Raw genomic sequence first — 25,656 nt, forward strand, 5'->3', positions numbered from 1 at the left:
AGCAATATAAACATATTATACTTTTTTCTAAAAATACTTTATTTACTATTCACTGAAATTATAGTTAGATAATAGTAACAAGCGCTTGGGTTAACATGTATAGGAAGGAAGGTAGGAAAACGTTGAAAAACGGATATGTATACAAAAAAAGAGTGACGACGCCATATATACTGATATTTCCGGCGGTAGTGTTTATGGCAGTGTTTATGGCCTATCCGTTGCTAAGGGTATTTGTATTGAGCCTGCAGAGGAACAACCCTTCAAAACCGTATCTGAATGGTTTTGTAGGGTTGGGAAACTTCATTGAATTGTTTCATACATCTCAATTCTATCAAGCATTGGCTAACTCATTCAAGTGGGTAATTCTAGAAGTTGTATTGCAGTTGTTATTTGGTATGGCTATTGCACTATTGCTTAATAAAAAATTTAAGGGAAGAGGGCTTGTCAGAACTCTGACCTTTATACCTTGGGCTTTGTCCGGCGTTCTGACTGCAGTAATATGGTCTTTAATTTATAATCAGCATATGGGAGTACTGAACGATATGCTGATGCGTACAGGTTGGATTGATAAGGGGATCGCCTGGACAGGAAATCGGGGAGTTGTGTTTGGGGCAGTTGCTCTGGCGGAGCTTTGGAGGGGGATTCCTTTCTTTGCCATTACTTTACTGGCAGCGATGCAGAATATATCAGGTGAACTTTATGAGGCTGCGAATGTGGACGGCAGCAATGCCTTTCAAAAACTTTTATACATAACACTTCCGCTTTTGAAGGAAACCATCGTATTGACAACTCTTTTAAGGGCTGTATGGGAATTTAACAGTGTGGATTTGATTTACAGTCTTACAGGAGGAGGACCGGCGGGGATGACAACCACATTGAGTATGTATATTGCAGACCAGGCGATACGAACCAGTAACTATGGGTATGGCTCATCGATTTCAGTAGTAAGCTTTTTAATTCTTTCGGTCTTTGCTATTATCTATATGAAATGTACAAATTTTGGAAAGGACAGTTGATTATGAAAGAGAAACGAAGACAGATGACACTTTATTTATTATTGATTCCTTTGCTGCTTTTCGTGCTTTTTCCTATTTACTGGACACTCTGCACCTCTTTGAAGCATGAGGGGGATATTTCAAAAATTCCGGTTAAATATTTTCCTTCACCTCTGACCTTCCAAAACTATGTGACTTCATGGAATCAGGTAGGATTTTCAAAATATTTTGTTAACAGTTTAATTGTTAGTATTAGTTCCGTAGCAGCCATTGTACTCATTGCTATTATGGTGGGATATGCATTAAGCAGGTATGAGTTTAAGGGAAAAGGGGCTTTTATGCTTGCACTTCTCAGCACCCAGTTCGTTCCGGTTGCAGTACTGCTTATTCCGCTTTTTAATATTTTTAATGGTTTACAATTAATTGGCACGAGAAGTAGTATTATTCTGGCGAATATAACATTCCAGCTTCCTTTTAACTCTATTTTGATGAGAGGATTTATATCCAATATTCCTATTGATTTGGAGGAGGCGGCTTCCATTGATGGCTGCAGCCGGTTTCAGGGAGTGATAAAAATTGTTCTGCCCATGTTAGTGCCGGGGATTGTTGCAACAGCAGCATTTGCATTTATAGGCTGTTGGAATGAGTTCTTATTCAGTTTAATGTTTCTGAATGATCCGAATAAATTTACAGTGCCGATTGGACTTCGGTTTATGCAGGGACAGTTTGATATCAATTATGGTGCTTTGGCAGCAGGTGCATTGATTGCAATGTCCATACCGGTACTGCTGTTTGCCTATTTACAGAAACATTTAGTACAGGGGTTGACTGCCGGAGCCGTTAAGGGTTAAAAAGGAGAAAAGAATAATGATGAAAAAACAATTATTGGGTACCGCAATTGTAATTATGTTGGCAATGGGGATGTCAGGGTGTAAATCAGCAGATACAAAGAATCATACCGATACGATAACCTCTGAAGTAAATAAGGAAGGGCAGGCTGGGAGCGAGCCTGTGACCATTACCTTCTGGGATGAAAATGCAGGACCCACAAGAACTCCATACTATGAGGAGCTGATTAAAAAGTTTGAGGAAAGCCATCCGGGAATTAAAGTGGAGTATGTGGGACTGCCCTGGAGTGATTCCAAGTCAAAATATGATGTGGCCATACAATCAGGAACCACACCTGATGTAGGAGGTATTACCCAGTCATGGCTGACTGACTTTATTGTAAAGGAAGCGGTAATCCCTCTGGATGATTATTTTGATAAATGGGATCAAAAGGACGATATGATTCCCGGATATATTCAATCTCAGCGTGATTGCGCTCCTAATGGTAAGCTTTATGCGATTAATAATACGGCGAATATTCCTGTTGTATGGTATCGTCCCGATGTATTAGAGGAAAAAGGAATTGATGTACCAAAATCCTGGAATGATGTTTTTAATACAATAGAAGCAACCACGGATAAAGGCAACAATATCTATGGATTCAGTATTCGGGGGGGATCCGGGGGAACCGGAGCTTTGGAAATGATGATGTATTCCTATTCCGGTATATCAGAAATGTTTGATGAGAATGGTAAAAGTACGGTCAATGATCCCTCTAATGTTGAGTTTGTTGAAAGGCTGTCATCTCTTTATAATGTTTACACTCCGGAAAGCGATATAACCAATGGATATAAAGAAATGGTAGCAGCCTTTGATACCAGGGTAGCAAATATGATTTATCATAATCTGGGTTCCTATGGTGAACATAGTAAGACCCTAGAAGAAGGAGAATATGCTGCTCTTACCAGCATTGAATCCGTAAAAGGATCTACCAGTTTGGTAACCAATGGCTGTATTTCTTATAGTATATTTAAAACTACGAAGCATCCCGAAGAGGCTTTTGAATTTTTAAGCTTCCTTTGTGAAAATGAACAATCCATATATTGGAATCAAAATATCGGTCAGCTTCCGACTACCAAAACTTCTCTGGAATCAGATTATGTAAAACAATTGCAGCATATCCGTGCAGCAGCAGAAACATCTTCCGATCCTGATATTAAAGCAGTACTCCTGCCTATTTACCTGCCGGGTTATGCGGATCTCCATGAAAATGTACTGCCCAGCCAGTTTCAGGAGGTTCTGCTTGGTAATAAAACAGCTCAGGAATTTCTTGATAATTGGGCGGGTGAGATGACGAAGTTAAAGGAAGAATACGATCAATATCTTACGAATTAAGAACACAGAGCTGAAAGAAAATATATCAGGAAAGGTGCCACATTATAAATCTTTCAGCTTTCTTTTGTGGCAGCACCGTAGTTAAAAACGGAATGCATAGGAGCATAGGATGATTGGAACGAAATATCCCTCTGAGATGAGGACTTATATTGATCCGAAAACGGGGCATCTGGTGACACAGCTTACACAAAATGGACAGAACTTCCATATGTATTTTACGGATAATTCCTTCGATATTAAAGGAAATGACATCTATTTTTTATCAAATCGAGGTTACGAAGGTGAAATTTACAATATATTCCATATGAATTTAAATACCGGAGATATGACCCAATTAACGGATGAGCCGGCGGGAGTTGTCTTTAATACAATAACAAAAACACCGGACAGCCAGTTGATAGCCTATAAAACCGGGAATTGTCTCAAGATTTTGAATAACCAGACTGGTTCAATCCAAACAATTTATGAAGATAACGTAATGAAGTTTGGCAATATACATATCAGTCCAGATAAAAAAATGATTGGTTTTTGCAGAAATGAAAAGGCGGATGTACTTCCTGATACCGGGCCGAATTATTCTGGTTTTAAAGAGAGAATGTTTGCCATCAAGGATGGGCGGGTATCAGTAATCGGACTGGATGGCACCGGGTTCCGGGATGTATGGAGGGATACTCATCAGCTGTCACACTTTCAGTTTTCCCCTGAAGATAGCCGGATAGCCATGTTCTGTCACGAGGGCCCGTGGAACTATGTACATCAAAGAATTTGGATTTTAAACATGGAGACATCAGAGGTTATTCCATGCTTCCGCCAGGGAGAGGACGACTGCGTAGGTCATGAGTTTTGGACCAGAGATGGAAACATCTTATTTGATAATCGGAGAGCAGGTCATGATGGAACCATTTCTTCAGATAAAACCCAGGTGGTCACAAAGGGGGCTGATTCAGGGCAGATTCCTTATTTCGGTTTTGCGGATAAAAAAGGAGAGGTACTAAAAAAGATAGAAATGCCATTTTACTGTAACCATTATCACGCGAACAATGACAGTACATTGTTTGTTGGAGATGGAGTGGAGGATATCGTCTTAATTAGAACCGAAGATGGGAAAGTACAATTGACAACCTTGACTAATCATAATACTACCTGGAAATACCAGCGTTCTCATTGTCATCCAACTTTTAGCTGGGATGGGAGAAAAATTCTCTATGCTGCGGATACAGATGAGATGCATTGCAATCTTTTTCTTGTTAAATTACATGAAGGGGAAAAAGATGGCTGATAAAATGGTTTATTATACAAGTCTGCACCGTCTGTCCGCAATATTTCGGAATAACAAGCCTAGAATGGCTATGCATGCAGATAATCGAAAAGAGTTTGAAGAATGGCAGAAGGAAACCAGAGAGAAATTAAAAATTCTGCTTGGAATGAATAAGTTGGAAGAATGTCCATTAAAGCCTCAGCTCATGGAACGAGAGGAGGAAGAAAACTTTTATCGGACCCGTATGCTGATTCAGACGGATATTGATGTATGGATGCCTTTTTTTATACTAGAGCCGAAGGGCAGGGAAGGAGAAAAACTTCCCTCTGTTATTGCTGCTCATGGTCATGATAGCGGAGGAAAAGCCGTTATTGCAGGAAAATGGGACCGCTCAGGGGTTAAAAAAGCGGCGGAACAGTATCATTACACCTATGGATTGGAAATGGTCCGAAGAGGTTACCGGGTTTATTGCCCGGATGCCAGGGGTTTTGGGGAACGCAGGGAAAGATCCGGTCAGGGAGACACTATAAAACAATATATGTCCAGTACCTGCCGGGAATTAAACCAAATGGCAATCTCTCTGGGACTTTCACTTACGGGACTTTGGGTATGGGATCTTATGCGGTTAACGGATTATATAACAAAAAGAGAAGATAATATACCGGGGAAAATCGGATGTATGGGGTTATCCGGCGGTGGATTGCAGACTCTTTGGCTTGCCGCATTGGATGAGCGGATCCAGGCAGCTGTGGTAAGCGGATATTTTTATGGATATCATGATGCGCTGCTGATTGACAATACAAACTGCAGCTGTAATTATGTTCCTCATCTGTGGGAACATGCAGATATGGGTGATATCGGAGCATTGGTGGCTCCCAGGGGACTGCTGATAGAAACTGGCAGTGAAGATCCGTTAAATGGAGAGGGAGGGCTTCAGAATGTGCAAGCTCAGCTGGAAACAGTAAAGAAGGCCTATACCTTGAGAGAAACGGAAGATAATCTGTCTCATCATATATTTTCAGGGTCTCATAGGTGGTCTGGCGAAACTGCATATGATTTTATGGACAAATTTTTAAAATAGATATGTATGAACAAGCTAAAGTAGTCAAACTGAGGGCCTTTTATGCAGCAAGGCGTTTTTTATCAGGCCGCCAAAATGGCGGCCTGATTGCATGAGGAAGACAAATATTATTCTACTCCTAGTTTACTACCGATTATTTAATAAATAATACTTGTATGCAGCCCGTATTGCTTCTTTTGCATTGTTGTTGATGAACGGAATTCCATGACCTCCTAATATAATGTTTGGATCTAAATTGAGATTCCATAATTTTTGAAAGCTTATCCCCAATTTATTGGCGCTATAACTAAGGTCCCCTTTCCAGCCAGTTTTAATATCTGTCCCGGTTTCCCCCTCTACGAAGAACATGTCTCCTGAAAATAAGATCCTGTCATCATCAACATTGGTATAATAAAGGATTGTTCCATCGGTATGCCCGGGCATAGGATAAACGATTATCTGTAAGCCATCAAATGTTAAAGTTTGATCCTCCTTAAGTATAACATCAGCAACACAGGGAGGCGCCATATGATTAGTAAAGGGACTATTTGGCCCAAAGTAACCTTTTTGGAGCGTCTCATTATCTGCACCAACATATATTTTTGCACCTTGATTCTGGAAATAGGCCGCACAACCAGCATGGTCATCATGACCATGGGTAAGGAGAACGGCTGAAATTTCTTCCTCTTTAATTTTCCAATAAGCTAGATTATTTCGGATAGTCGTCAAAGCATCCGGTTTACTGCTATCAACCATAATATAACCATTCTTGGTTTTAATCAGATAGGCATTTCCCAATTCGCCATAGCTGCCTCCTGAGATCAGATAAAGTTTATCTTTAATTTTCATTATAATTCCTCCCGTTGTAGCTTTCGATATATTCTTCCAATTCAGTTTTGATGGTACTGACCTTAGTACCGTAGATCACCTGCAGATTATTACCTTTTTGAATAACTCCTGCAGCACCCGTAGATTTAAGGAGTGCCTCATCGGTTTTTGCGGCGTCTTTCACAACCACTCTTAAACGTGTTGCACAATTATCTAAATCCACAATATTATCCATTCCACCCAGTCCATCAACGATTTGCACATACATATCTGTGGAAGTGCCTGCTTTTTCTTTTGCCTCAGCTTTCTTCTTATCAAGGTAATCCGCTTTTGTATATAATTTAGAATCCTCATCGTCTTCCCGGCCAGGTGTTTTTATATTTAATTTCATTATGGCAAACCGGAAAACCACATAATAAATCATTGCGTAAGCGAAACCTACGAGTAATACGGCAATCCAATTTGTTCGCACGTTCCCGGGCAAAATACCATATAAGGCGAAATCAAGGGCTCCGCCTGAGAAAGTATACCCCACACCTGCATTCAGCATGTTTACAACGGCAAAGGAGATGCCGCCTAAAACACAATGGATCCCAAAGTATAGAAGCGGTGATACAAATAAGAATGAAAATTCACAGTGATACCCTTGCTGGCTTCCAAAAGCCTGACCGCCATTACCAATTCTTTAACGCATGCGGTTGAGATGGCAAAACACGGTAATAAGGATATCAAAGTGGTGGGAGGGAAACTGCACCAAATACAATTGTTTTTATACGGCAGCGATACGGTACTGGAATTATCCCAGTATAGGGTTGATTATACACTGCTGGGAGTTTTCGCAATTACCGGTACCGGGCTTTATATCCACACGGAAGAGGAAGGTCTGGTCAAAAGAGCCATGGTCAATTGCGCCAAAAAAGTCATCGCAGTTGCGGATTCTACGAAAATGGATACAACAGGCTTCTTCAAAGTCTGTGCATTAGAGGATATTGATGTTTTAATTACGGATATAGAACCCTCCCCAGATTTCCAACGTGATCTGCAGGAGCATGGTGTGGATTTAATTATCGCCGGATAAACTGCAATTCATTCATAGGAGGAGTTATGATGTTAAATTTAGATCGAATTTACTTAAATACAAATTTGCCGGAGCCAAAAACCTACAATGAAGTTTGTCCTGTTTTATTGTCGGACCAAACGATGGAAGAGCGGTATCAGAAGGTTATAGCTGAAATGAAGGAAAGAAAACTCGATTATCTGGTAATTTATGCAGACAAGGAGCATAGTGGGAATTTCGAATACTTAACCGGCTTTATTCCGCGCTTTGAGGAAGCTTTGCTAATTTTAAAACAGGATCTCAAGGTATATTACCTCTTAGGAAATGAAAATCTAAAGATGAGACAATATACCCGGCTGCCTGGCCATGTTATCCATGTCCCTTCCTTTTCGCTTCCAAACCAGTCTATGGAAAGTGAAATTGCTTTGGATTCTATTTTTGAACGGCAGGGATTGAACCAGGCAAATAGAATAGGGCTTGTGGGCTGGAAGCTATTTACGGGCATTGAAGCGAAAGAAGGTCCTTTTGATATTCCCTACTATATTGTTGAAGCACTAAAGAGAAGTGCACGGCCAGACGCGAATTTAGTGAATGCAAATGATTTATTTATAGGGCCAGGTAAAGGTGTTCGTATTACCAATAATGCAAATGAAATCGCTCATTATGAATATGGAGCCAATCTTTCCTCCAACTGCATTTTAAATGCACTAAATGCCATTGAAGTGGACAAGGCGGAAATCGAGATAGGTAAATACTTAACGGCAGATGGTCAGGTTAATACAGTGGTACCGATTGCCGCAACCGGAGAGAGATTTCAGCAGGCGAATCTCTATCCCACTGCAAAAAAGATTCAGCGAGGAGATGCATTTTCTCTTACAACAGGCTTCAAAGGAGGACTTTCAAGCAGGACTGGTCTTGTGGTCAGTAATGAGACAGAACTTCCTCAGGGCCAGAAGGATTATCTGGGAAGAGTTGTTTATCCTTATTACAATGCAGTTGTTGCATGGCTGGAAAATTTAAGGATAAATAAAACTGGAAAGGAAATCTATCAGCTGATAGAGACAGTCTTCCCGAAAGAACAGTATGGCTGGTCTTTAAATCCAGGACATTTAACCGCAGATGAGGAATGGATGTCGTCACCTATTTATCCGGGCTCAGATAATAAAATTAAGAGTGGTATGATTTTTCAGATTGATATCATTCCAGCTGTACCAGGATATACGGGCGTAAGCGCGGAAGATTGTATTGCCATTGCGGATGAAGCTCTGAGAGTAAGGATTCAGGAAGAATATCCCGGTTTATGGAAACGGATTCTTGAAAGAAGAGAATATATAACTCAAACTTTAAATATTTCTTTATCGGATGAAATCCTTCCGCTTTCCAATACAGTTGGCTATTTGAGACCTTTCCTTCTTAACAAATCGTCTGCAATGTGTTGTAATAAGTCTTGAACGGGTGTTAGAACTATTTTGTAGATCTTTTTTAATGCAAGAAAGGCGGCTGTTGGCAGTCATTCATGAAATAGGTCTAAAAGTAGTTAGGGGTAGGTTATAAGCTTTCATACCTTGTGTCCTAGAACCAGGCATCTCAAAAACATACTTTGAGCTTCATGTTAATTGAAGGGTCGCTAACATTCAAAGATCTTAAATAAGATGAGAAATAAGACATACTGTTGTCGTATTCCTTGTATTATACTATTTGCAGGAATTAAATAAAAAAGTAGCAAGGAGGGAGTTAAATGAACCGAATAAATGTAATATGTTTAGGTGTAAGAAGTATGGAAGATTCAATCCGCTTTTATAAAGATGGATTAGGTTTTCAAACAAACGAAACGGGCTATAACCCACCGGTAATTTTTTTTAATACCTCAGGAGGATTAAAACTGGAACTATATCCGATCGACTTATTAGCAAAGGATATTAGCAACAGCAATCCTCCGCAGATTCACTCTGGTTTTAGTGGCATAACATTGGCCTATAATGTGAAAAGCAAAGAAGAAGTACATCAAGTGATCGAATTAGCAAGAAAAGCCGGTGCACAAATTGAAAAAGAACCGCAGGATGTCTTTTGGGGCGGTTATCATGCTTATTTTTCGGACCCAGATGGTTATTTTTGGGAGGTTGCATACGGTCCTGAATTTAAGTTTGACGAGAATGATATGTTGATTATATGATATAAGAAAGTAAAACTATTGTTCATCATTTTTATAGAAGGCTTTATAAAGTAGGCCATCTTTCAGAAGCACGGCGGCAAACCAGAGATTGCCACCGTGCTATTTTTTACCATTCTTCCATTCATAATAACTGTCATGGATTACCTTCTTATCTGGCACTATTTTCTGATTATACAAAAAAAGGTTCCAAATCATTTGTAAAAAATGATAAAAAAAGCTTTACATTCGTTATACAATATGTTAATATGCATATGTAACCGGTTACATAAAGGAGATACTAAAAATGAATATACGGGATATTGCCAAAAAAGTAGGTGTTTCTTCTGCGACAGTGTCCAGAGTGATTAATCAGTCAGGATACGTAAAGGACGAAACGAAGCAGAAGGTTTTAGCAGCAATTGAAGAAGCGGATTTCGTACCGAATGCCATTGCAAGAAGTTTAAGCACCCGTGACTCTTCCAGTATCGGTGTTATTGTTCCGGATATAGCCAATGAGTTTTTTTCCAGTGTTATAAGCGGAATGGGAGAGATAGCGGTCAATAACCAGTATAACATTGTTTTGTTTGATACAGGTGAAATGCAGGAAAGGGAGCATCAATACCTTCAGATGGCAGAAGGCCAAAGACTTTCCGGTTTGATTATTACCCCGGTTTCCGAGCTTGATATGGTCACTCGGGATAAGCTGATACAATTTGAAAACAAGGGAATTCCAGTGGTTTTAGTTGACCGGAATATTAAAAATTCCAGTTTGGATGGTGTTTTTGTAGAGAATGCCGCCGCTGCTTATAAAGGAGTGGAATCTCTGATCCATGCCGGACACCGAAAGATCGCAATCATAACAGGTCCAAGCACTTCTATGCCGGGGAAGGACCGGTTAAAGGGATACAAGGCGGCCTTAATGGATTATAGGATTGAACTTAAGGAAGAGTATATTGTATCCGGAGATTTCAAGATTATCAAAGCCTATGAGCGGACAAAAGAATTGCTGCGGCTTCCGGATCCGCCGACTGCAATTTTTGCCTCCAATAACCAGACCAGTCTGGGAGTCCTTAAGTATCTTACCGAGCAGAAACTTAAAATGGGCAGGGACATATCAATGGTAGGCTTTGACCAGATTGAATCTCTTAAAATAATCGATTACAGGCTATCAACCATCGAACGTGATGCAAAGAGGCAGGGATATGAAGCTATGGCAATGCTGATTGACAAGCTGTCCCATAAGGAGAGTAAAAGCTCCGGCAGGAAAATATTTGTTCCATATCAGGTGGTGCTTCGCGGGTCAGAATTAATAAAATAGGCTGCGGTTAGCAGTTTATTTTTACCCCGGATATGTAACCGGTTACATATCCGGGGAGATAGAGAATGAAGGAAAAGAGGAGAAGAAAATGGAAATTGCTAAATTAGTGGATCACACGATGTTAAAGGCAGATGCCACATCAGAAACAATTAAAAGATACTGTTCAGAAGCAAAAGAATATGGATTTGCATCGGTGTGTGTGAATACTTGCCAGGTACCTCTCGTTGCACAGGAATTAAAAGGCAGCGGTGTCGCTGTTTGCTGTGTGGTAGGTTTCCCTCTGGGCGCAATGTTAGCTTCTGCAAAAGCTTTTGAAGCCGCCGAAGCAGTGAAGGCAGGGGCAGATGAAGTAGATACGGTAATGAACATCGGCGCCATGAAGGATAAAAATTATGATCTGGTGCGTGAAGATATAAAAGCAGTTGTAGAAGCCTCCCAGGGGAAAATTGTAAAAGTTATTTTAGAAAACTGCCTCTTAACGAAAGAGGAAATTGTAAAAGCCTGCGAGCTTTCTATAGAAGCCGGAGCAGATTTTGTAAAGACATCCACAGGTTTTAGCACAGGCGGTGCTGTAGCTGAAGATGTAGCACTTATGAAGCAGACCGTAGGAAACAGGGCAAAAGTAAAAGCTAGCGGAGGAATCCGTACACCGGAAGAGGCACGGGCCATGATAGAAGCCGGAGCGGACCGGATAGGAGCAGGCAACGGAATCGCCTTGCTATAAGAAAAAGGAGAAGGATTATGGGGAAAAAAGTAACAGTTTTCGGAAGCTTTGTAGTGGATCTGATGGGAAGAAGTCCTCATCTTCCGGTCCCGGGAGAAACCGTTAAAGGAAGTATTTTTAAGATGGGTCCGGGCGGCAAGGGATTCAATCAGGGGGTAGCTGCCCATAAGGCGGGAGCTGATGTGACCATGGTAACGAAGCTTGGGAAGGATGCATTCGCAGATGTGGCCTTAAATACCATGAAAACCCTGGGAATGGACACAAACCGGATATTCCGCACAGGGCAGACAGAGACCGGCTGTGCGCTAATCATGGTGGATGAAAACACCAGCCAGAATGAAATAGTTGTCATTCTGGGCGCCTGTGACACAATTACAGACGAAGAAGTAGAATCTATTTCAGATTTGCTGGATCAGTCGGAATTTTTGTTAACTCAGCTGGAAACCAATATTTCTTCCGTGGAAAAAGTAATTGATATCGCATATGAAAAAGGCGTAAAAATCATTTTAAATACGGCTCCTGTACAGCCGGTCAGTGACAGCATTTTAAGTAAAGTGGATTTAATCACGCCGAACGAGGTAGAAGCTGAGATTTTAACCGGGATACCGGTGGATGGGGAAGAGAATGCAGGAAGAGCTGCAGATTACTTTTTTGAAAAAGGGGTTAAAAATGTACTGATCACCTTAGGGGGAAAAGGTGTTTACTTAGCAACTCCAAAGAAGAGGGGCATCCTGCCAGCTTACCGTGTCAATGCAGTAGATACGACCGGTGCCGGCGATGCGTTTAATGGCGGCCTGGTGGCAGCCTTGGCAGAAGGAAAGGATCTATGGGAGGCGGCAGCCTTTGCCAATGCATTAGCCGCTATCTCGGTACAACGGATCGGAACCACACCGGCCATGCCTGACAGGGAAGAAATTGACTCATTTATTAAAGAGCAGGAGAAGGAGAAACGTTCATGTTAAAAACAGGAATTTTACACCCACAATTAGCAAGAGTCATGGCAGAACTCAGGCATATGGATATGCTGGTAATCGGAGATGCCGGACTTCCCATTCCCAAGGGAGTGGAACGGGTGGACTTGGGCTGGAAGCCGGGAAGTCCTGCTTATCTGGAAGTACTGGAAGAAATAGAAAAGTATATGGTAACGGAAAAGGCCATATTTGCAGAGGAGGCACTTGCAGTAAGCCCTGAACTACATAAAAAGGCGCTGGCTCTCTTGCCGGAAGGAATTCCGGTGGAGTATGTGCCCCATAAAGAATTAAAAAAGATGACTGAAGGGGCCAAGGCAATCATCCTGACAGGCGAATTTACAGGCTATACCAACGTAGTATTGGTCTCAGGATGCGCATATTGACCGGAATCAAAGGGGAAGTGGTGAAAACATATGGGAGGAAGGTTAGTTTTAAAACTGGAATCAATCGTAAAGACGTTTCCCGGTGTCAAGGCTCTTGACGGGGTTCATCTGGAGATCTTTGAAGGAGAAGTCCATGCCCTGTGCGGAGAAAACGGGGCAGGAAAATCTACCTTGATGAAAATAATCGCGGGAGCGCAGCCTTATACTTCCGGTGCCATGTATCTGGATGACAAAGAAGTGGTGTTTCATTCTGCCAAAGATGCGGAAAAACATGGAATCGCCATGATCTATCAGGAGTTTAATATGGTTCCAGAGATGTCGGTAGCAGAAAACATGTATCTTGGAAGACTTCCGGTAAGTCCATTGGGGAAAGTGGATTGGAACAGGCTGTACCAGGATGCACAGGAGAATCTGGATCATCTGGGCTTAAAATTCAGTGCAAAGACTAAGGTAAAGAATCTGTCAGTGGCAGAGGCTCAGATGACGGAGATTGCTAAGTGCCTGACCATCGGGGCAAAAATCATCATTATGGATGAGCCTACCGCAGCACTGGCAGATGAGGAAATACAGATTCTCTTCCGGACAATTGAGGAACTGAAGAAAAAGGGAATTGCAATCATTTACATATCCCACCGCATGGATGAGATCTTTCAGATCTCAGACCGTCTAACCGTTTTCCGCGACGGAAAATTCGTTGCATCAAAAATCATTGGAGAGACGGATTATGATGATGTGGTATCCATGATGGTCGGACGCAATGTATCCAATCTGTATCCGGTAAGAGATTACAAAACCCAGGAAGTGGTATTTGAAGCCAGGAAAGTAAACAGCCGTGGGGTCCATGATGTCAGTTTAAAGCTTCACAAAGGAGAAATTTTAGGGATTACAGGTCTTTTGGGTGCCGGTACCATAGAACTTTCCAAGCTGATTTACGGTGCTATTCCAATGGACAGCGGAGAGATTTACGTACATGGTAAAAAGAAGGATTGTTCTTCTCCCAGAAAAGCATTAGAAGCAGGAATCGGATTTGTCTCGGATGACAGGAAGCAGGAGGGGCTTGTTTTATTAAGAAGCATCAAGGAAAATATCTCCATGTCTTCTCTAAAAAAGCTGACCAAAGGATTCCGGCTGGATAACAGGCTGGAAATGGACCGTGTAAAGGAACAGGTGAAAGCGCTTAATATTAAAGTCAGTTCTGCACAGCAGCTTGCCGGAAAGTTAAGCGGCGGAAACCAGCAGAAAGTAGTGTTTGCAAAGGTGCTTTTAGCGGATTCTGATATTCTGATTTTAGACGAACCCACACGAGGAGTTGATGTGGGGGCCAAGGCGGAGATCTATGCCATTATGAACAAGCTGACGGAAGCGGGAAAGAGCATTCTTGTAATTTCTACGGATCTTCCGGAATTGATTGGGGTCAGTGACCGCGTCATTGTTATGCGGGAAGGACGAACGGTGTTAGAAATCTCCAAACAAGAAATGAATCAGGAAAAAATATTAGCACATGCGTCTGGAGGGGTAAGTGAAAATGAATCAGGAAACTAAGAAACGGTTAATCAACCAAATTAATATATATCGCTCGGTTTTGATCTTACTGGTAATCTGTATCTTTGCCGCCTTTTTGTCAGAAAGCTTTTTAAGTGTTTCCAACCTGTTTAATGTTTTTAAGCAGGTGACAGTTGCCGGCATCATCGGATGCGGCATGACCTTTGTGATTCTTACCGGCGGAATCGATTTGTCCGTAGGTTCCATTCTGGGGTTTGCCGGGGTTGTAGCCTCCGGTGTGCTGGCTTCCACCGGCAATACCTTTCTGGCTGTGCTTACAGCAGTTGCAATCGGAATTACCTGCGGAATCGTAAATGGATTTTTTATTTCTCAGTGCGGGATACCTCCGTTTATTGCTACCCTTGGCATGATGACACTTCTTCGGGGCTGTGTTTTGGTCTACACCAAAGGCTCTCCCATTCCGGTCAAGGTAGATTCTTATAAATTTATTGGAAAAGGTACGGTTCTGGGGGTTCCGGTGCCTGTTATTATACTGATAGCACTTTTCCTGCTGGCACATTACATATTGACGCAAACCAGCTTTGGACGCAGCATTTATGCATTTGGCGGAAACCGGGAAGCAGCCCGCTTATCCGGAATTTCCGTAAAAAAAACGGAATGGATGGCTTACATCATTAATGGCTTTTTAAGCGGCATTGCGGCAGTGGTTTTAACAGCCAGACTGGGGTCTGCACAATCCACCAGCGGACAGGGGATCGAGATGGATGCCATTGCAGCGGTCATACTTGGAGGTACAAGCTTAAGCGGCGGAACCGGATTTGTGCTGCCTACTGTGGTAGGTGCTATGATCATGGGAATTATCGATAATATTCTTACGCTTATGAACGTAAATCCCCATGCCACCAATATTGTAAAGGGCGCAGTTGTACTCATTGCAGTTCTGGTGGACAAAAAGGTTAAGGATTTATCTGCGAAAGCAGAATAAATATAACTATTAATGCAAAAAAGAAGGGAAGGTAAAAGATTATGATCAAAAGAAAACACATGGCAGCAGTGGCAGCCGCAGGATTTGTCCTTGCATCATTGGCAGGATGCAGCAGCGGAGAGAAGGCGTCTGAAACCAAACAGGAGACCGCACAGACAGAAGCAGCTACGACAACAGCGGAAGCTAAAGCAGAGGCTAAGTCAGGGGAGAAGAAATACGTAATCGGACTTGCTATGAATACTCAGACAAATCCATTCTTTGTGGATGTTAAAGACGGGGTACAGAAAGCCGCAGACGAATTAGGAGTAGAACTTTATATTACAGATGCGCAGGATGATCCTTCAATTCAGATGAAGGATGTAGAAAACCTGATCACCAAGAAACCGGACTGCATCATCATTGATACTTGTGATTCGGATGCAATCGTATCTTCTATAGAAGCATGCAACGAAGCCGGTATCCCGGTGCTTACCATGGACCGTGAGGCAAGCGGCGGAGAAGTGGTTTCTCATATCGGTTACGATGCCATCAAATCCGGAAAGCTGGCCGGAGAGTATCTGGTAGATACACTGGGAGGCAAAGGAAATATCGTAGAAATCCAGGGTATTATGGGAACCAATGTGGCTCAGAGCCGTTCCAAGGGCTTTAACGAAGCCATAAGCCAGCATCCTGACATGAAGATCGTTGCCTGCCAGGTTGCAGATTTTGACCGTGCAAAGGGTATGAGCGTTATGGAGAACATCCTTCAGGCCAACGACCACATCGACGGATTATATGCAGCCAACGATGAAATGCTTCTTGGAGCTTTGGAAGCGATCGAAGCTGCCGGCCGTCTGGACGAGATTACCATGATCGGCTGCGATGCCATTGATGACACCATTGAGGCCATTAAAGCAGGAAAGGTTAATGCAACGATTGCAGAACCGCCTTTCTTCCTTGGAAAAGCAATTTTGAACTCTGCATACAATTATCTGCAGGGCAAAGACGTTGACAAGTATGTGATTCTGGACAACGAACTGGTAACTGCTGATAACGTAAATGATTTAGTTACAAAAGAATAATCGATATTTTTATTAGCTGCGGCATCAGGCTGGATTAATCGGTCTGATGCCGCAGCTTTATTAGGGTGTGTCAATATTTGTAAATTCTGAAAAGATTTTCGTTATTGTTTGTGATATAATTTCTACAGTTTTTAATAATGATGAGCCGGATTCAAAAATATGAGACAGGAGGTGTTGTCATGATCATATCACTTGATCCAAAGACCGTAGATAAGTTAACAAAAACTGAGCTTGAAATCGTAAATTTTATTAATACACATGAAGATACCCTTCCTGAGATGTCAATTGTAGATATTGCATTTGAGACCTATTCTTCTCCCTCTACCGTTTCCAGAGCAATCCGGAAGTGCGGATTAAACGGATTCAATGAGCTCCGGTACCGCTCCGTTAATAAGGCAAAGAGCGAGGAAATACAAGGCATAAATGAAATACTCAATAAAACCCTTATTGAGGCACAGAAAGTTCATGAACGTATTTCCCTTACGGATGTTCTGGAGATTATTAAATGCCTGGATTCTGCCCGGCAGATATCGGTTTTCGCAAGAGGGCCGACTACTTATGTTGGGCAGGAGTTTTCTTTAAAGCTTCAGCTTCTGGACTATGATGTCTTTTATACGGACGATCCCAACATCATGCAGGTAAAAGCTTCAAAACTAAAAGCAGACGATGTTTTGTTTCTCTTGTCTTTAAACGGAGAAACTCCGGAGCTGATCGCCTCCGCATGTACTGCCTTTCACCGTGGAAACCGTGTGATTACCTGCTGTTGTAATGAGAAGTCCAAGCTGTTGTTATACAGCAATTATTCCCTTATCGGATATAAGCATTCCCATCAGGCAATCAAGGAATTTGAAGTCTCATCAAGAATTGCGTTGCATATGATTTGCAGAATTATCATTGATTACATATCAACCTATCGCAAGAAATAACAGGGCGGATGAAAAATCCGGCCCTTTTTTTGTATCTTGGCTTTGCTGGGTTTTCAATTTCTGAAAAGATTTTCATGGGATTTCTATATATAATGGCAAATGAGCAGAAGTTCTGAAAAAAGGTGAGGTGCAATAGAAGATGATCTATACTTTGACTACAAATCCTGCGATTGATATGAATATTTCAACCAATGGGATACAGGCAAAAGTAGTAAACCGGACGTATGGTGCTGTTTATACTCCCAATGGTAAGGGGCTGAATGTAAGCTATTGTTTGAAACGGTTCCATATCCAATCAAAAGTTCTTGGCTTTTTCGGAGATTTTTCAGGAAAGTATATCGTTGAGGAGACTCAGAAGAAATCCATTGAAACCTTTCCGGTCTGGGTGGAAGATATCACACGGATTAATATTTTTATAAACGATGGGAAAGAGGAGTTCAAGTTTGTAAATGAAGGGTCCTATGTATCTGACAGGAAGCAGGAGGATATGCTCCGGATTATGAACGGACTTGCTGATTTAGATACGCTGGTAATCAGCGGAAGCCTGCCAAAGGGGATCGGAAACCAGTTTTATGATGAGGTAATGGAGATATGCAGAAAAAAACAGGTAAAGGTAATTTTAGATATTAGTTCCGATTACTTAAAGGACTTGATGCATTACCGACCGTACTTAATTAAGCCCAATGATGAGGAAGTAAAAGATATTTTTGGAATCATTATGCGGGATGAAGCAGATATGGTCGATGCCCTCCACTATCTGCACGAGAAGGGGGCACAAAATATCCTTATTACACTGGGGGACCGGGGATCCTATTTTTATAATGGGAAATCTGTATTTTTTGCAGGTACAAAGAACGTTGAGCTGGTCAGCTCTGCCTGCGCGGGAGATGCATGCCTTGCCGGATTTTTAAGCGTATGGCTTGATCAGCCGGGGGAGGTAGAACAAGCATTAAAGCGTTCTGCGGCAGTAGGGGCAAACGTGGCTGAGAGCAACGGATTGGGACCCATGGATAAGGTAGATGATTATGAGAAGGAAATTGATGTAAGAAGGGTGGAATGAACATGATGCTGTTTCATGATTGTCATAAGAATAGGAGAGAGAAAAATGCCGTTAGTTACTTCTAAAAAAATGTTACTTGATGCCCAAAAAGGAGACTATGCTGTCGGTGCCTTTAATGTGGAAAACATGGAAATGGTTATGGCTGTCATAGATGCGGCGGAGGAGCTTCACGCGCCGGTGATTCTGCAGACGACGCCGTCTACAGTAAAATACGGAGGCTTAAACCTGTACTATGCGAATGTAAAAGCAGCCGCCGAACTCGCTTCTGTCCCTGTGGCGCTTCACCTGGATCATGGCAGCAGCTTTGAACTGGCGATGCAGGCCCTTCGTGAGGGTTATACATCCATTATGATAGACGGTTCCCATTTGTCCCTGGAAGAGAATGCGGCTATATCAAAGTCCGTTGTGGCTGCCTGCCATCCGTCTTACATACCGGTCGAAGGGGAGCTTGGACGTGTGGGAGGAAAGGAAGATGATCTGGAGGGCGGTGACGGAGGATTCACATCACCGGATGAAGCCGCTTATTTTGTGGAAAAGACAGGGATCGATTATCTTGCGGTATCCATCGGAACCGCACATGGCGTATATTCCGGGGTTCCCAATATCCGAATTGATATACTAAAGGAAATCAGGAAGAAGGTTTCCATACCCCTTGTACTCCATGGAACCTCCGGCCTTGCGGATGAAACCGTGCAGGAATGCATCCGCGAAGGCATTTGCAAAGTCAATTATGCAACGGATTTACGAATCGCATTTAGCGAAGGGGTGAAAGCGGTTCTAAAAGAAAACCAATCCGTTATTGATCCAAAAACTTATGGCAAAAGAGGCAGAGAGTTTGTAAAGCATTATGTATGGAACAAAATTTCAGTTTGCGGCAGCGGGGGGAAAGCAGGAAATTATGAATAAGCTGATCAATAGCCAGGAGCGGATGGTACCGGAGATGCTGGAAGGCTATCTTTCCTTAAATCCGGACCTGTACTGCAAGGTACCTGGCGTTATGGGAATTAAAAATAAAAGGGAAGAAGATAAGGTGTCGGTGGTCATTGCCGGAGGATCTGGGAATGAACCGTGGGTTCTGGGATTTGTTGGAGAGGGCCTGGCGGACGGAGCTGCCCTGGGAAATGTTTATACAGCGCCGCCTTCCCGTACCGTATTGGAAGTGACAAGGTCAGTGCCTCATGATAAGGGCGTCATTTTTATCGCTGCAAACCATGCCGGAGATGTACTGAATTTTGAACTGGTGCGGGAACTGGCTGAATTGGAAGGAATTAAGTCCCATTGCATTTATGTATCTGATGATATTTCATCGGCTCCCCTGGAAAAAAAGGAGGAGCGCAGGGGGATAGCAGGAATTTCCTTTATGGTTAAAATTGCGGGGGCAGCATCAAAAGAAGGCTATGGTCTGGAAGAAATGAAACGGGTGGTTGAGAAAGCAGGCAAAAACACCAGAACCTTTGGTGTAACCACCTCCCCGGGATATATGCCCGGGTCAGGAAAGGCGATGTGCGAGCTTCCGGATGGCTTTGTGGAGTATGGAATGGGATTTAATGGAGAGCCCGGAACGAAACGGGAAGAGCTCTCGTCAGCAGATGCGATAACAGAAGCGCTCATGGAACAGTTGTTAAATGAGGTCCCGGCAGGCTGTGAGGCTGCATTTATGGTGAATGGTTACGGATTTACCAGCATGCTGGAACTTTGCATCGTAAGCCGGAAAGTGAGTGAAATTGCAGAGGCAAACGGAATTGTCAATGTTCATTCATTCATTGATACCCTGTTTTCCCCTCAGGGAACCGGTGGTTTTTCCGTATCAATCCTGATCCTTGATGATGAGTTGAAAGAATTATATCAAAAACCCTGTAAATCCCCATTATTCCGGTTTCAAGGAGGCAGCAGATGAATGTGGATCAACTAAATGCGGATCAGGTAAAGCAGCTTTTTCTGTGTGTTGCCGACCGGATTGTGATAAATGAGCCGTATCTGACAGAAATTGATATGAAAATAGGAGATGGAGATCATGGCACGGGAATGGAACTGGGGTTTAAAGCGGTTCTGGAACAGCTTCCTTCCCTGGAAGCAGAATCCGTGGAATCCGTATTCCAGGAATTGGGGCGGATCCTGCTTGATACCATGGGCGGAGCCTCAGGTGTTTTGTTTGGTACCATGTTTATCAGCGGTGTTATCCGTCGAGAACCCTCCTGTTGTTTTGGGCTTTCGGATTTTGCGGAAAGCTTTCGGGTATCCCTGGATGCCATTATGCAAAGAGGGAAGGCCAGGGTCGGAGATAAGACTATGGTGGATGCATTGGAGCCAGCCGTTGCTGCGTTAGAACACGCCGCTTCCCAGGGGCTGACCATCCATGAGGGATTTTCCATGGCTGCAGCAGCGGCAAAAAAAGGTGTTGAATATACAAAAGAGATAAGAGCCAGATTTGGAAGGGCTAAATATTACGGGGACAAGGCGATTGGACTGCAGGATGCGGGTGCTACATCCGTATGGCTGATTTTCCAGGCTATGTCGGATTGGGTATCAAATAACTTGATATAAATAAAAATTATGGGAGGTTACGCAACATGAAGAAAGCATTAAAGAGATTTTTAGTCGCAGGAGCAGTAGTTTTGAGTCTGGCAGGATGCCAGAAAGCCGCACAGGAACCGGCAGTGGCAACAAATGCAGGAAGCGAGGAAGCTTCAAAGCCTAAGGAAACCAATGACAAAATCATCACAGTGGGTGTCAGCCTGTTAAACAATGCGCATGTTTTCTATAATAACATAGAGGCAGCTATGAATGAAAAGGCAAAAGAAATGGGATATCAGCTGATCATCCAGGATGCGGCCGGAGATGGCAACAAACAGCTGAATCAGGTACAGGATTTCATTACACAAAAAGTAGATGCCATCGTCATTTGTCCAACCAACTCCGCCGGAAGTAAATCCATGGTGGAACTGGCTGATGCAGCCGGTATACCGGTATTTACCATGGATGTTGCGTCGGATGGAGAGGTAATCAGCCATATTTCAACCGATAATTACAGAGGCGGAGAACTGGCTGCTGAATATGCGGTAGAACATATCCTGAAACAAAAAGCCGGTCAGGCGGCAGTTATTACATATGCAGAGATTGAAGGCTGCGTACAGCGTGAAAAAGGGTTTACAGAATGGCTTAGTAAAAATGCTCCCGATGTATCGGTTGTGGATGTACAGAACTATTCAGGAGACCAGGGAAAAGCGGCAGAGGTTATGCAGAATATGCTGTTAAAGCATGAAAACCTTGATGTGGTATTCTGCGTCGGCGATCCCGCGGCCGTAGGCGCCATGTCCTCCATTGATGCGGTGGGAAGTAATGTAAAAGTGATTGGTTTTGACGGAAATCCGGAAGGTATTGAAGCAATTTTAAGCGGCGGAAACTGGATTGCTGATATTGCTCAGGATCCGTCAGCCATTGGAATAACAACCTTGGAATGCATTAAGAAGCATCTGGCCGGTGAGTCTGTTGAAAAATTAATTCCTATTCCACCCAGAGTGGTTGACGCAAGCAACTTAAAATAATACAACCTACAACGGAAGGAGTGAGATGCAATGAAAGAACAGGCTTTCGTTGCTTTAGAACACATTAGTAAATCCTTCCCTGGCGTAAAAGCACTGAATGACGTTTCCATCAATTTTTCCCCTGGCAGAGTCCACGTTCTGCTGGGGGAAAATGGTGCAGGGAAATCTACAATTATAAAAATTATCTCAGGGGTATATCAATCGGATGAAGGGAATCTGATTGTCAGAGGAAATAAAGAAAGATTTGAAAACACCAGAGAATCCTTAGGGAAAGGAATCAGTGTGATCCATCAGGAGCTCAGTGTGATACCTGATCTGACGATTGCTGAAAACATCTTCCTTGGAAGGGAACCAAAAACCCCCTTAGGGTTGATTGATAAGCAAAAGATGAATCAGGAAGCCGGTAAGCTGCTGGAATCATTGGGAATGCAAATAGACCCCAGGACATTTATCAGAAAGCTGGCCAATGGGGATAAGCAGATGGTCGAAATCGCCAGGGCAGTATCCCAAAACAGTTCCATGGTCATCATGGATGAGCCTACCTCCTCCTTGTCGGAAAAAGAAGTGGGGGCCTTGTTTAAAGTCATAAAGTCTTTAAAGGAAGAAAATGTAGCGGTTATTTATATATCCCACCGTTTGAAGGAAATACGCGAAATAGGGGATGATATTACGATTTTAAGAGATGGAAAGGTTGTTATAACACTGCCCTTATCTCAAATTTCAGAAGAAGAAATGATCAACAAGATGGTCGGAAGAGAAATGAAGCAGTTCTATTTCCGGTCTGAACATGCAGTGAAGGATGAAATTGTGTTATCCGTAGAAAACCTGGGTCGAGGCGGTACGTTCCACAATGTCACGTTTCAGCTGAGAAGAGGAGAAATCCTGGGTGTTGCAGGATTGATCGGCGCTGGACGGACAGAAGTGATGAGAACTGTGTTCGGAGCGGATGCCCCGGACTCTGGTTCTATGTTTGTCTATGGCAGACCATACCAGCCGAAATCAGTAAAGGATGGGGTTGCATCCGGGATTGGCCTTGTTCCGGAGGACAGAAGGGGCCAGGGGCTGCTTCTTGAAAAGAATGTAGCCATCAATACGACGTTATCCAGCTTGTTTCAAAGGTCTAAAAAGGGATTGATCGATTTCGCCTGGGAAAAGGCAGCGTCAGAGGAATATGTGAAAAAGATGGGAACGAAAACTCCCGGGATCAAGACCAGGATTAAAAATCTCTCAGGTGGTAACCAGCAGAAGGTGGTCATTGCAAGGTGGCTTCTTGCAGGCTCCCGTATTTTGATCATGGACGAGCCTACCAGGGGGATTGATGTCAATGCAAAAGCTGAAATCTACAACTTAATGAAGGAGTTTGTAGAGGCAGGAGGCAGCATTATCATGGTTTCTTCTGATCTGCCTGAAATTCTTGGAGTTGCAGACCGGATTATGATCATGAGGGAAGGCACTGTTTCAGGATTTATAGATACCAAAGAGGCTTCGGAAGAAAAAATCATGGGATTGGCAAGCATCAGCACAGAAAGTTCCGGGAGGGCAAAAGAATGAATAAACAAAAACCAAATAAATATCTGACATTTGCAAAAGACAATACCATGCTGATTTTCCTGATCCTTTTATTTGCACTTTGCCTGATGTTTGTTCCCAGGTTTGCAACCATCGGTAACTTTAAGAATGTATTGATTCAAATTGCAATTAATGCATTGATTGCAACCGGCATGACGTTTGTGATTCTTTCTGATGGAATTGATTTATCCGTTGGCTCTGTTGCGGCGCTTGCCGGTATTGCAGCAGCAGCCTGCATCAAGCTGTTTCCGGATGCCGGCATAGGGCTGAGCTTGTGTGTGATTATGGCAACATCTGTTGTGGTCGGAGGAATTTGCGGCAGCATCAACGGATTATTTGTATCTGTTTTAAACGTTCCGCCCTTTATCGCCACACTGGCGATGATGAATGCCGCAAGAGGTCTGGGATATGTTTTTACAGATGCAAAACCGATATTCGGACTTCCGGCTTCTTTTGGCTGGGTAGGACTTCGCTCGGTTGGTCCGGTGCCGGTATCTGTCATACTCATGTTTTTGGTGATTGGTACTGCCATTTTTATTCTTGGAAGAACCTGTTACGGCAGATACATTTATGCGGTAGGAAGCAATACAGAGGTTGCAAAACTCAGCGGAATCCAGGTCAGGAAGATCAAAATGTCCGTTTATATTATCTGCGGAATCTTAGCGGCCCTTGCAGGTGCGGTATTGGCTTCGAAACTACAGAACGGTCAGGCAACAGCTGCAGCCGGATATGAGCTGAATGCCATTGCTGCTGTGGCTATGGGAGGCACCAGCATGTCCGGAGGACGGGGCGGTATGGTGCAGACGATCTTTGGACTCTTTGTCATCGGAATCATAAATAATGCATTGAGTCTGTTAGGCATATCCTCTTACTGGCAGACCATTGCCATGGGAGTTATTATTCTCATTGCAGTGGTGATTGACCGGTTACAGAGCAATGAGTGATGCTGGTAATGATATAGTTTCCGGCATAGATTACTTCTTTTAACCAGAAGCATAGCATGATACAATGAAGCTGGAAGAGGAAGAATACCTCATGAAAGCAAGGAGTCCTTTATTGATAACTAAATCTGTGTTTATCCGCATCAAAAATATCAGGATTTATATCTAAATCTCAAGTATGATTGTTTTGAAAGGAGGAATCAGGCAATGAATACGCTGGCTCAATTTAATGATGCAATGGCATATATTGAAAGAAACTTGATGCTTGATATTGAACCGGGTCAAATCGCACGTATATCCGGCTGTTCAGAATATCATTTTCGCAGAATGTTTTCTTTTCTTGCAGGAATGCCATTAGGTGAATATATTCGCCGCAGGCGGCTGTCGGCAGCAGGACTGATGTTACAAAACGATTCGGTAAAAGTCATTGATTTAGCATTACAGCTTGGTTATGAATCACCGGAAGCTTTTAGTAAAGCTTTTCAAGTGATGCATGGAGTAACCCCTTCGCAAGCAAAAAAAACAAACACTGAACTTAAAGTCCTGCCTCCAATGACCTTTCAATTAACAATCAAAGGAGGAATAGAAATGAATTATCGGGTTGTCGAAAAAGACGAATTTTATGTTGTTGGATTTAAAAAAAGAATTACAGTGAAATTTAAAGGGATCAATCCACAGATGGACTCATTGGTACAAAAATTAACTCCTCAAATTATTGAAGAGCTAAAAGGATTATGCGACGTGGAACCAAAAGGAATGCTCAGTGTTTCTGCGAATTTTCATGAGCGTACCACGGAAGGCTCACAGCTTGACCAGTATATCGGAGTTGCTACTTCCAAAAGGGCTTCTGACGGCTATGATATCCTTCATGTCGCGGCATCTACTTGGGCGGTATTTAAAGCGGTTGGTCCATTTCCAGAGGCGATACAGGACACATGGGCTAAGATTTATGGGGAATGGTTCCCGGCATCGGGATATGAATTGACCGGGGGACCGGAGTTATTGTGGAATGAGACCCCTGATACGAGCAGGGCAGATTATAAAAGTGAGATATGGATCCCTGTCCGCAAAATTAACGGTTAAATTCTCGAAGACAT

Annotated in this window: 26 protein-coding genes; 24 read left to right on the plus strand and 2 right to left on the minus strand. The window is 42.8% G+C overall.

Features of this window, described 5'->3' with window-relative positions; translation table 11 throughout:
- Positions 1-194 precede the first annotated feature (194 nt).
- The 5 genes from BMX69_RS06685 to BMX69_RS06705 all read left to right on the plus strand — a co-directional run bounded on the left by BMX69_RS06685 (position 195) and on the right by BMX69_RS06705 (position 5,557).
- A complete protein-coding gene (locus tag BMX69_RS06685) occupies positions 195-1,016 on the plus strand; it encodes a carbohydrate ABC transporter permease (RefSeq protein ID WP_242941375.1) in 822 nt (273 codons plus the stop codon).
- A 2-nt stretch (positions 1,017-1,018) separates the two neighbouring features.
- Positions 1,019-1,846, plus strand: a complete 828-nt coding sequence (locus tag BMX69_RS06690; protein WP_054791797.1) for a carbohydrate ABC transporter permease — start codon at positions 1,019-1,021, stop codon at positions 1,844-1,846.
- A 16-nt stretch (positions 1,847-1,862) separates the two neighbouring features.
- Complete coding sequence (locus tag BMX69_RS06695; protein ID WP_054791798.1) at positions 1,863-3,218, plus strand: ABC transporter substrate-binding protein; 1,356 nt, start codon at positions 1,863-1,865, stop codon at positions 3,216-3,218.
- A gap of 109 nt (positions 3,219-3,327) precedes the next feature.
- Positions 3,328-4,497: an oligogalacturonate lyase family protein gene (locus BMX69_RS06700; protein ID WP_100041923.1), complete on the plus strand. Its 1,170-nt coding sequence runs from the start codon at positions 3,328-3,330 to the stop codon at positions 4,495-4,497.
- The gene (locus BMX69_RS06705; RefSeq protein ID WP_157724398.1) at positions 4,490-5,557 is read left to right on the plus strand and encodes a dienelactone hydrolase family protein; all 1,068 of its coding nucleotides are present in this window, start codon (positions 4,490-4,492) and stop codon (positions 5,555-5,557) included. The genes BMX69_RS06700 and BMX69_RS06705 overlap by 8 nt, the downstream gene beginning before the upstream one ends.
- A 126-nt stretch (positions 5,558-5,683) precedes the next feature.
- Here BMX69_RS06705 and BMX69_RS06710 read toward each other — a convergent pair whose 3' ends face one another.
- Both BMX69_RS06710 and BMX69_RS06715 read right to left on the minus strand, forming a co-directional pair.
- Complete coding sequence (locus BMX69_RS06710; RefSeq protein WP_054791801.1) at positions 5,684-6,385, minus strand: MBL fold metallo-hydrolase; 702 nt, start codon at positions 6,383-6,385, stop codon at positions 5,684-5,686.
- The gene (locus BMX69_RS06715; RefSeq protein WP_197678662.1) at positions 6,375-6,914 is read right to left on the minus strand and encodes a glucose PTS transporter subunit EIIB; all 540 of its coding nucleotides are present in this window, start codon (positions 6,912-6,914) and stop codon (positions 6,375-6,377) included. The genes BMX69_RS06710 and BMX69_RS06715 overlap by 11 nt, the downstream gene beginning before the upstream one ends.
- A gap of 87 nt (positions 6,915-7,001) precedes the next feature.
- On the opposite strand from BMX69_RS06715, the gene BMX69_RS06720 reads away from it, so the two are divergent.
- The 19 genes from BMX69_RS06720 (at position 7,002) to BMX69_RS06805 (ending at position 25,642) form a co-directional block, all read left to right on the plus strand.
- Positions 7,002-7,442: a DeoR/GlpR family DNA-binding transcription regulator gene (locus tag BMX69_RS06720; RefSeq protein WP_100041925.1), complete on the plus strand. Its 441-nt coding sequence runs from the start codon at positions 7,002-7,004 to the stop codon at positions 7,440-7,442.
- A 26-nt stretch (positions 7,443-7,468) separates the two neighbouring features.
- The gene (locus BMX69_RS06725) at positions 7,469-8,872 is read left to right on the plus strand and encodes a M24 family metallopeptidase (protein ID WP_242941376.1); all 1,404 of its coding nucleotides are present in this window, start codon (positions 7,469-7,471) and stop codon (positions 8,870-8,872) included.
- Between the two features lie 287 nt (positions 8,873-9,159).
- Complete coding sequence (locus BMX69_RS06730; protein ID WP_054791806.1) at positions 9,160-9,594, plus strand: VOC family protein; 435 nt, start codon at positions 9,160-9,162, stop codon at positions 9,592-9,594.
- A gap of 283 nt (positions 9,595-9,877) precedes the next feature.
- Positions 9,878-10,891: a LacI family DNA-binding transcriptional regulator gene (locus BMX69_RS06735; RefSeq protein WP_025232930.1), complete on the plus strand. Its 1,014-nt coding sequence runs from the start codon at positions 9,878-9,880 to the stop codon at positions 10,889-10,891.
- 88 nt (positions 10,892-10,979) lie between these two features.
- Complete coding sequence (gene deoC, locus BMX69_RS06740; RefSeq protein WP_054791807.1) at positions 10,980-11,615, plus strand: deoxyribose-phosphate aldolase; 636 nt, start codon at positions 10,980-10,982, stop codon at positions 11,613-11,615.
- A gap of 17 nt (positions 11,616-11,632) precedes the next feature.
- Positions 11,633-12,577, plus strand: coding sequence for a ribokinase (gene rbsK / locus BMX69_RS06745; protein ID WP_100041926.1), 945 nt, complete (start codon positions 11,633-11,635; stop codon positions 12,575-12,577).
- Positions 12,571-12,969: a D-ribose pyranase gene (gene rbsD / locus BMX69_RS06750; protein WP_025232933.1), complete on the plus strand. Its 399-nt coding sequence runs from the start codon at positions 12,571-12,573 to the stop codon at positions 12,967-12,969. The genes rbsK and rbsD overlap by 7 nt, the downstream gene beginning before the upstream one ends.
- 30 nt (positions 12,970-12,999) lie before the next feature.
- Complete coding sequence (locus BMX69_RS06755) at positions 13,000-14,511, plus strand: sugar ABC transporter ATP-binding protein (RefSeq protein ID WP_092249377.1); 1,512 nt, start codon at positions 13,000-13,002, stop codon at positions 14,509-14,511.
- Positions 14,495-15,457, plus strand: coding sequence for an ABC transporter permease (locus BMX69_RS06760; protein ID WP_054791808.1), 963 nt, complete (start codon positions 14,495-14,497; stop codon positions 15,455-15,457). Before BMX69_RS06755 ends, BMX69_RS06760 begins: the two co-directional genes overlap by 17 nt.
- Positions 15,458-15,498: 41 nt before the next feature.
- Positions 15,499-16,518, plus strand: coding sequence for a substrate-binding domain-containing protein (locus BMX69_RS06765; RefSeq protein WP_100041927.1), 1,020 nt, complete (start codon positions 15,499-15,501; stop codon positions 16,516-16,518).
- A 179-nt stretch (positions 16,519-16,697) separates the two neighbouring features.
- Positions 16,698-17,444, plus strand: a complete 747-nt coding sequence (locus BMX69_RS06770; protein ID WP_054791809.1) for a MurR/RpiR family transcriptional regulator — start codon at positions 16,698-16,700, stop codon at positions 17,442-17,444.
- Positions 17,445-17,583: 139 nt separating this feature from the next.
- Positions 17,584-18,504, plus strand: coding sequence for a 1-phosphofructokinase family hexose kinase (locus BMX69_RS06775; RefSeq protein ID WP_092249386.1), 921 nt, complete (start codon positions 17,584-17,586; stop codon positions 18,502-18,504).
- 45 nt (positions 18,505-18,549) lie between these two features.
- On the plus strand, positions 18,550-19,410 hold the full coding sequence (locus BMX69_RS06780) for a class II fructose-bisphosphate aldolase (protein WP_054791810.1): 861 nt from the start codon (positions 18,550-18,552) through the stop codon (positions 19,408-19,410).
- Positions 19,403-20,401 (plus strand): dihydroxyacetone kinase subunit DhaK, encoded by a 999-nt coding sequence (locus BMX69_RS24390; RefSeq protein WP_054791812.1) that lies wholly within the window; start codon positions 19,403-19,405, stop codon positions 20,399-20,401. The genes BMX69_RS06780 and BMX69_RS24390 overlap by 8 nt, the downstream gene beginning before the upstream one ends.
- The gene (dhaL, locus tag BMX69_RS24395) at positions 20,398-21,048 is read left to right on the plus strand and encodes a dihydroxyacetone kinase subunit DhaL (RefSeq protein ID WP_242941377.1); all 651 of its coding nucleotides are present in this window, start codon (positions 20,398-20,400) and stop codon (positions 21,046-21,048) included. The genes BMX69_RS24390 and dhaL overlap by 4 nt, the downstream gene beginning before the upstream one ends.
- A gap of 26 nt (positions 21,049-21,074) precedes the next feature.
- Entirely contained in the window at positions 21,075-22,049 is a 975-nt protein-coding gene (locus BMX69_RS06790) for a substrate-binding domain-containing protein (RefSeq protein WP_054791261.1), read from the plus strand.
- Positions 22,050-22,079: 30 nt separating this feature from the next.
- A complete protein-coding gene (locus BMX69_RS06795; protein WP_100041928.1) occupies positions 22,080-23,600 on the plus strand; it encodes a sugar ABC transporter ATP-binding protein in 1,521 nt (506 codons plus the stop codon).
- The gene (locus BMX69_RS06800) at positions 23,597-24,562 is read left to right on the plus strand and encodes an ABC transporter permease (protein WP_054791266.1); all 966 of its coding nucleotides are present in this window, start codon (positions 23,597-23,599) and stop codon (positions 24,560-24,562) included. Before BMX69_RS06795 ends, BMX69_RS06800 begins: the two co-directional genes overlap by 4 nt.
- A 204-nt stretch (positions 24,563-24,766) precedes the next feature.
- On the plus strand, positions 24,767-25,642 hold the full coding sequence (locus BMX69_RS06805; protein WP_100041929.1) for an AraC family transcriptional regulator: 876 nt from the start codon (positions 24,767-24,769) through the stop codon (positions 25,640-25,642).
- Positions 25,643-25,656: the final 14 nt, after the last annotated feature.

Source organism: Lacrimispora sphenoides JCM 1415 (genome assembly GCF_900105615.1).
Taxonomy (GTDB): domain Bacteria; phylum Bacillota; class Clostridia; order Lachnospirales; family Lachnospiraceae; genus Lacrimispora; species Lacrimispora sphenoides.

Excerpts from the sequence above, each read along its gene's own strand:
- BMX69_RS06790 (WP_054791261.1), top strand. The coding sequence starts at position 21,075 with ATGAAGAAAGCATTAAAGAGATTTTTAGTCGCAGGAGCAGTAGTTTTG.
- BMX69_RS06695 (WP_054791798.1), top strand. The coding sequence starts at position 1,863 with ATGATGAAAAAACAATTATTGGGTACCGCAATTGTAATTATGTTGGCA.
- BMX69_RS24390 (WP_054791812.1), top strand. The coding sequence starts at position 19,403 with ATGAATAAGCTGATCAATAGCCAGGAGCGGATGGTACCGGAGATGCTG.
- BMX69_RS06800 (WP_054791266.1), top strand. The coding sequence starts at position 23,597 with ATGAATAAACAAAAACCAAATAAATATCTGACATTTGCAAAAGACAAT.
- rbsD (WP_025232933.1), top strand. The coding sequence starts at position 12,571 with ATGTTAAAAACAGGAATTTTACACCCACAATTAGCAAGAGTCATGGCA.
- BMX69_RS06690 (WP_054791797.1), top strand. The coding sequence starts at position 1,019 with ATGAAAGAGAAACGAAGACAGATGACACTTTATTTATTATTGATTCCT.
- BMX69_RS06685 (WP_242941375.1), top strand. The coding sequence starts at position 195 with ATGGCAGTGTTTATGGCCTATCCGTTGCTAAGGGTATTTGTATTGAGC.
- BMX69_RS06795 (WP_100041928.1), top strand. The coding sequence starts at position 22,080 with ATGAAAGAACAGGCTTTCGTTGCTTTAGAACACATTAGTAAATCCTTC.
- rbsK (WP_100041926.1), top strand. The coding sequence starts at position 11,633 with ATGGGGAAAAAAGTAACAGTTTTCGGAAGCTTTGTAGTGGATCTGATG.
- BMX69_RS06755 (WP_092249377.1), top strand. The coding sequence starts at position 13,000 with ATGGGAGGAAGGTTAGTTTTAAAACTGGAATCAATCGTAAAGACGTTT.
- BMX69_RS06700 (WP_100041923.1), top strand. The coding sequence starts at position 3,328 with ATGATTGGAACGAAATATCCCTCTGAGATGAGGACTTATATTGATCCG.
- BMX69_RS06780 (WP_054791810.1), top strand. The coding sequence starts at position 18,550 with ATGCCGTTAGTTACTTCTAAAAAAATGTTACTTGATGCCCAAAAAGGA.
- BMX69_RS06710 (WP_054791801.1), bottom strand. The coding sequence starts at position 6,385 with ATGAAAATTAAAGATAAACTTTATCTGATCTCAGGAGGCAGCTATGGC.
- BMX69_RS06715 (WP_197678662.1), bottom strand. The coding sequence starts at position 6,914 with ATGCTGAATGCAGGTGTGGGGTATACTTTCTCAGGCGGAGCCCTTGAT.
- BMX69_RS06775 (WP_092249386.1), top strand. The coding sequence starts at position 17,584 with ATGATCTATACTTTGACTACAAATCCTGCGATTGATATGAATATTTCA.
- BMX69_RS06765 (WP_100041927.1), top strand. The coding sequence starts at position 15,499 with ATGATCAAAAGAAAACACATGGCAGCAGTGGCAGCCGCAGGATTTGTC.
- BMX69_RS06770 (WP_054791809.1), top strand. The coding sequence starts at position 16,698 with ATGATCATATCACTTGATCCAAAGACCGTAGATAAGTTAACAAAAACT.
- BMX69_RS06730 (WP_054791806.1), top strand. The coding sequence starts at position 9,160 with ATGAACCGAATAAATGTAATATGTTTAGGTGTAAGAAGTATGGAAGAT.
- BMX69_RS06735 (WP_025232930.1), top strand. The coding sequence starts at position 9,878 with ATGAATATACGGGATATTGCCAAAAAAGTAGGTGTTTCTTCTGCGACA.
- BMX69_RS06805 (WP_100041929.1), top strand. The coding sequence starts at position 24,767 with ATGAATACGCTGGCTCAATTTAATGATGCAATGGCATATATTGAAAGA.
- deoC (WP_054791807.1), top strand. The coding sequence starts at position 10,980 with ATGGAAATTGCTAAATTAGTGGATCACACGATGTTAAAGGCAGATGCC.
- BMX69_RS06725 (WP_242941376.1), top strand. The coding sequence starts at position 7,469 with ATGATGTTAAATTTAGATCGAATTTACTTAAATACAAATTTGCCGGAG.
- BMX69_RS06760 (WP_054791808.1), top strand. The coding sequence starts at position 14,495 with ATGAATCAGGAAACTAAGAAACGGTTAATCAACCAAATTAATATATAT.
- dhaL (WP_242941377.1), top strand. The coding sequence starts at position 20,398 with ATGAATGTGGATCAACTAAATGCGGATCAGGTAAAGCAGCTTTTTCTG.
- BMX69_RS06705 (WP_157724398.1), top strand. The coding sequence starts at position 4,490 with ATGGCTGATAAAATGGTTTATTATACAAGTCTGCACCGTCTGTCCGCA.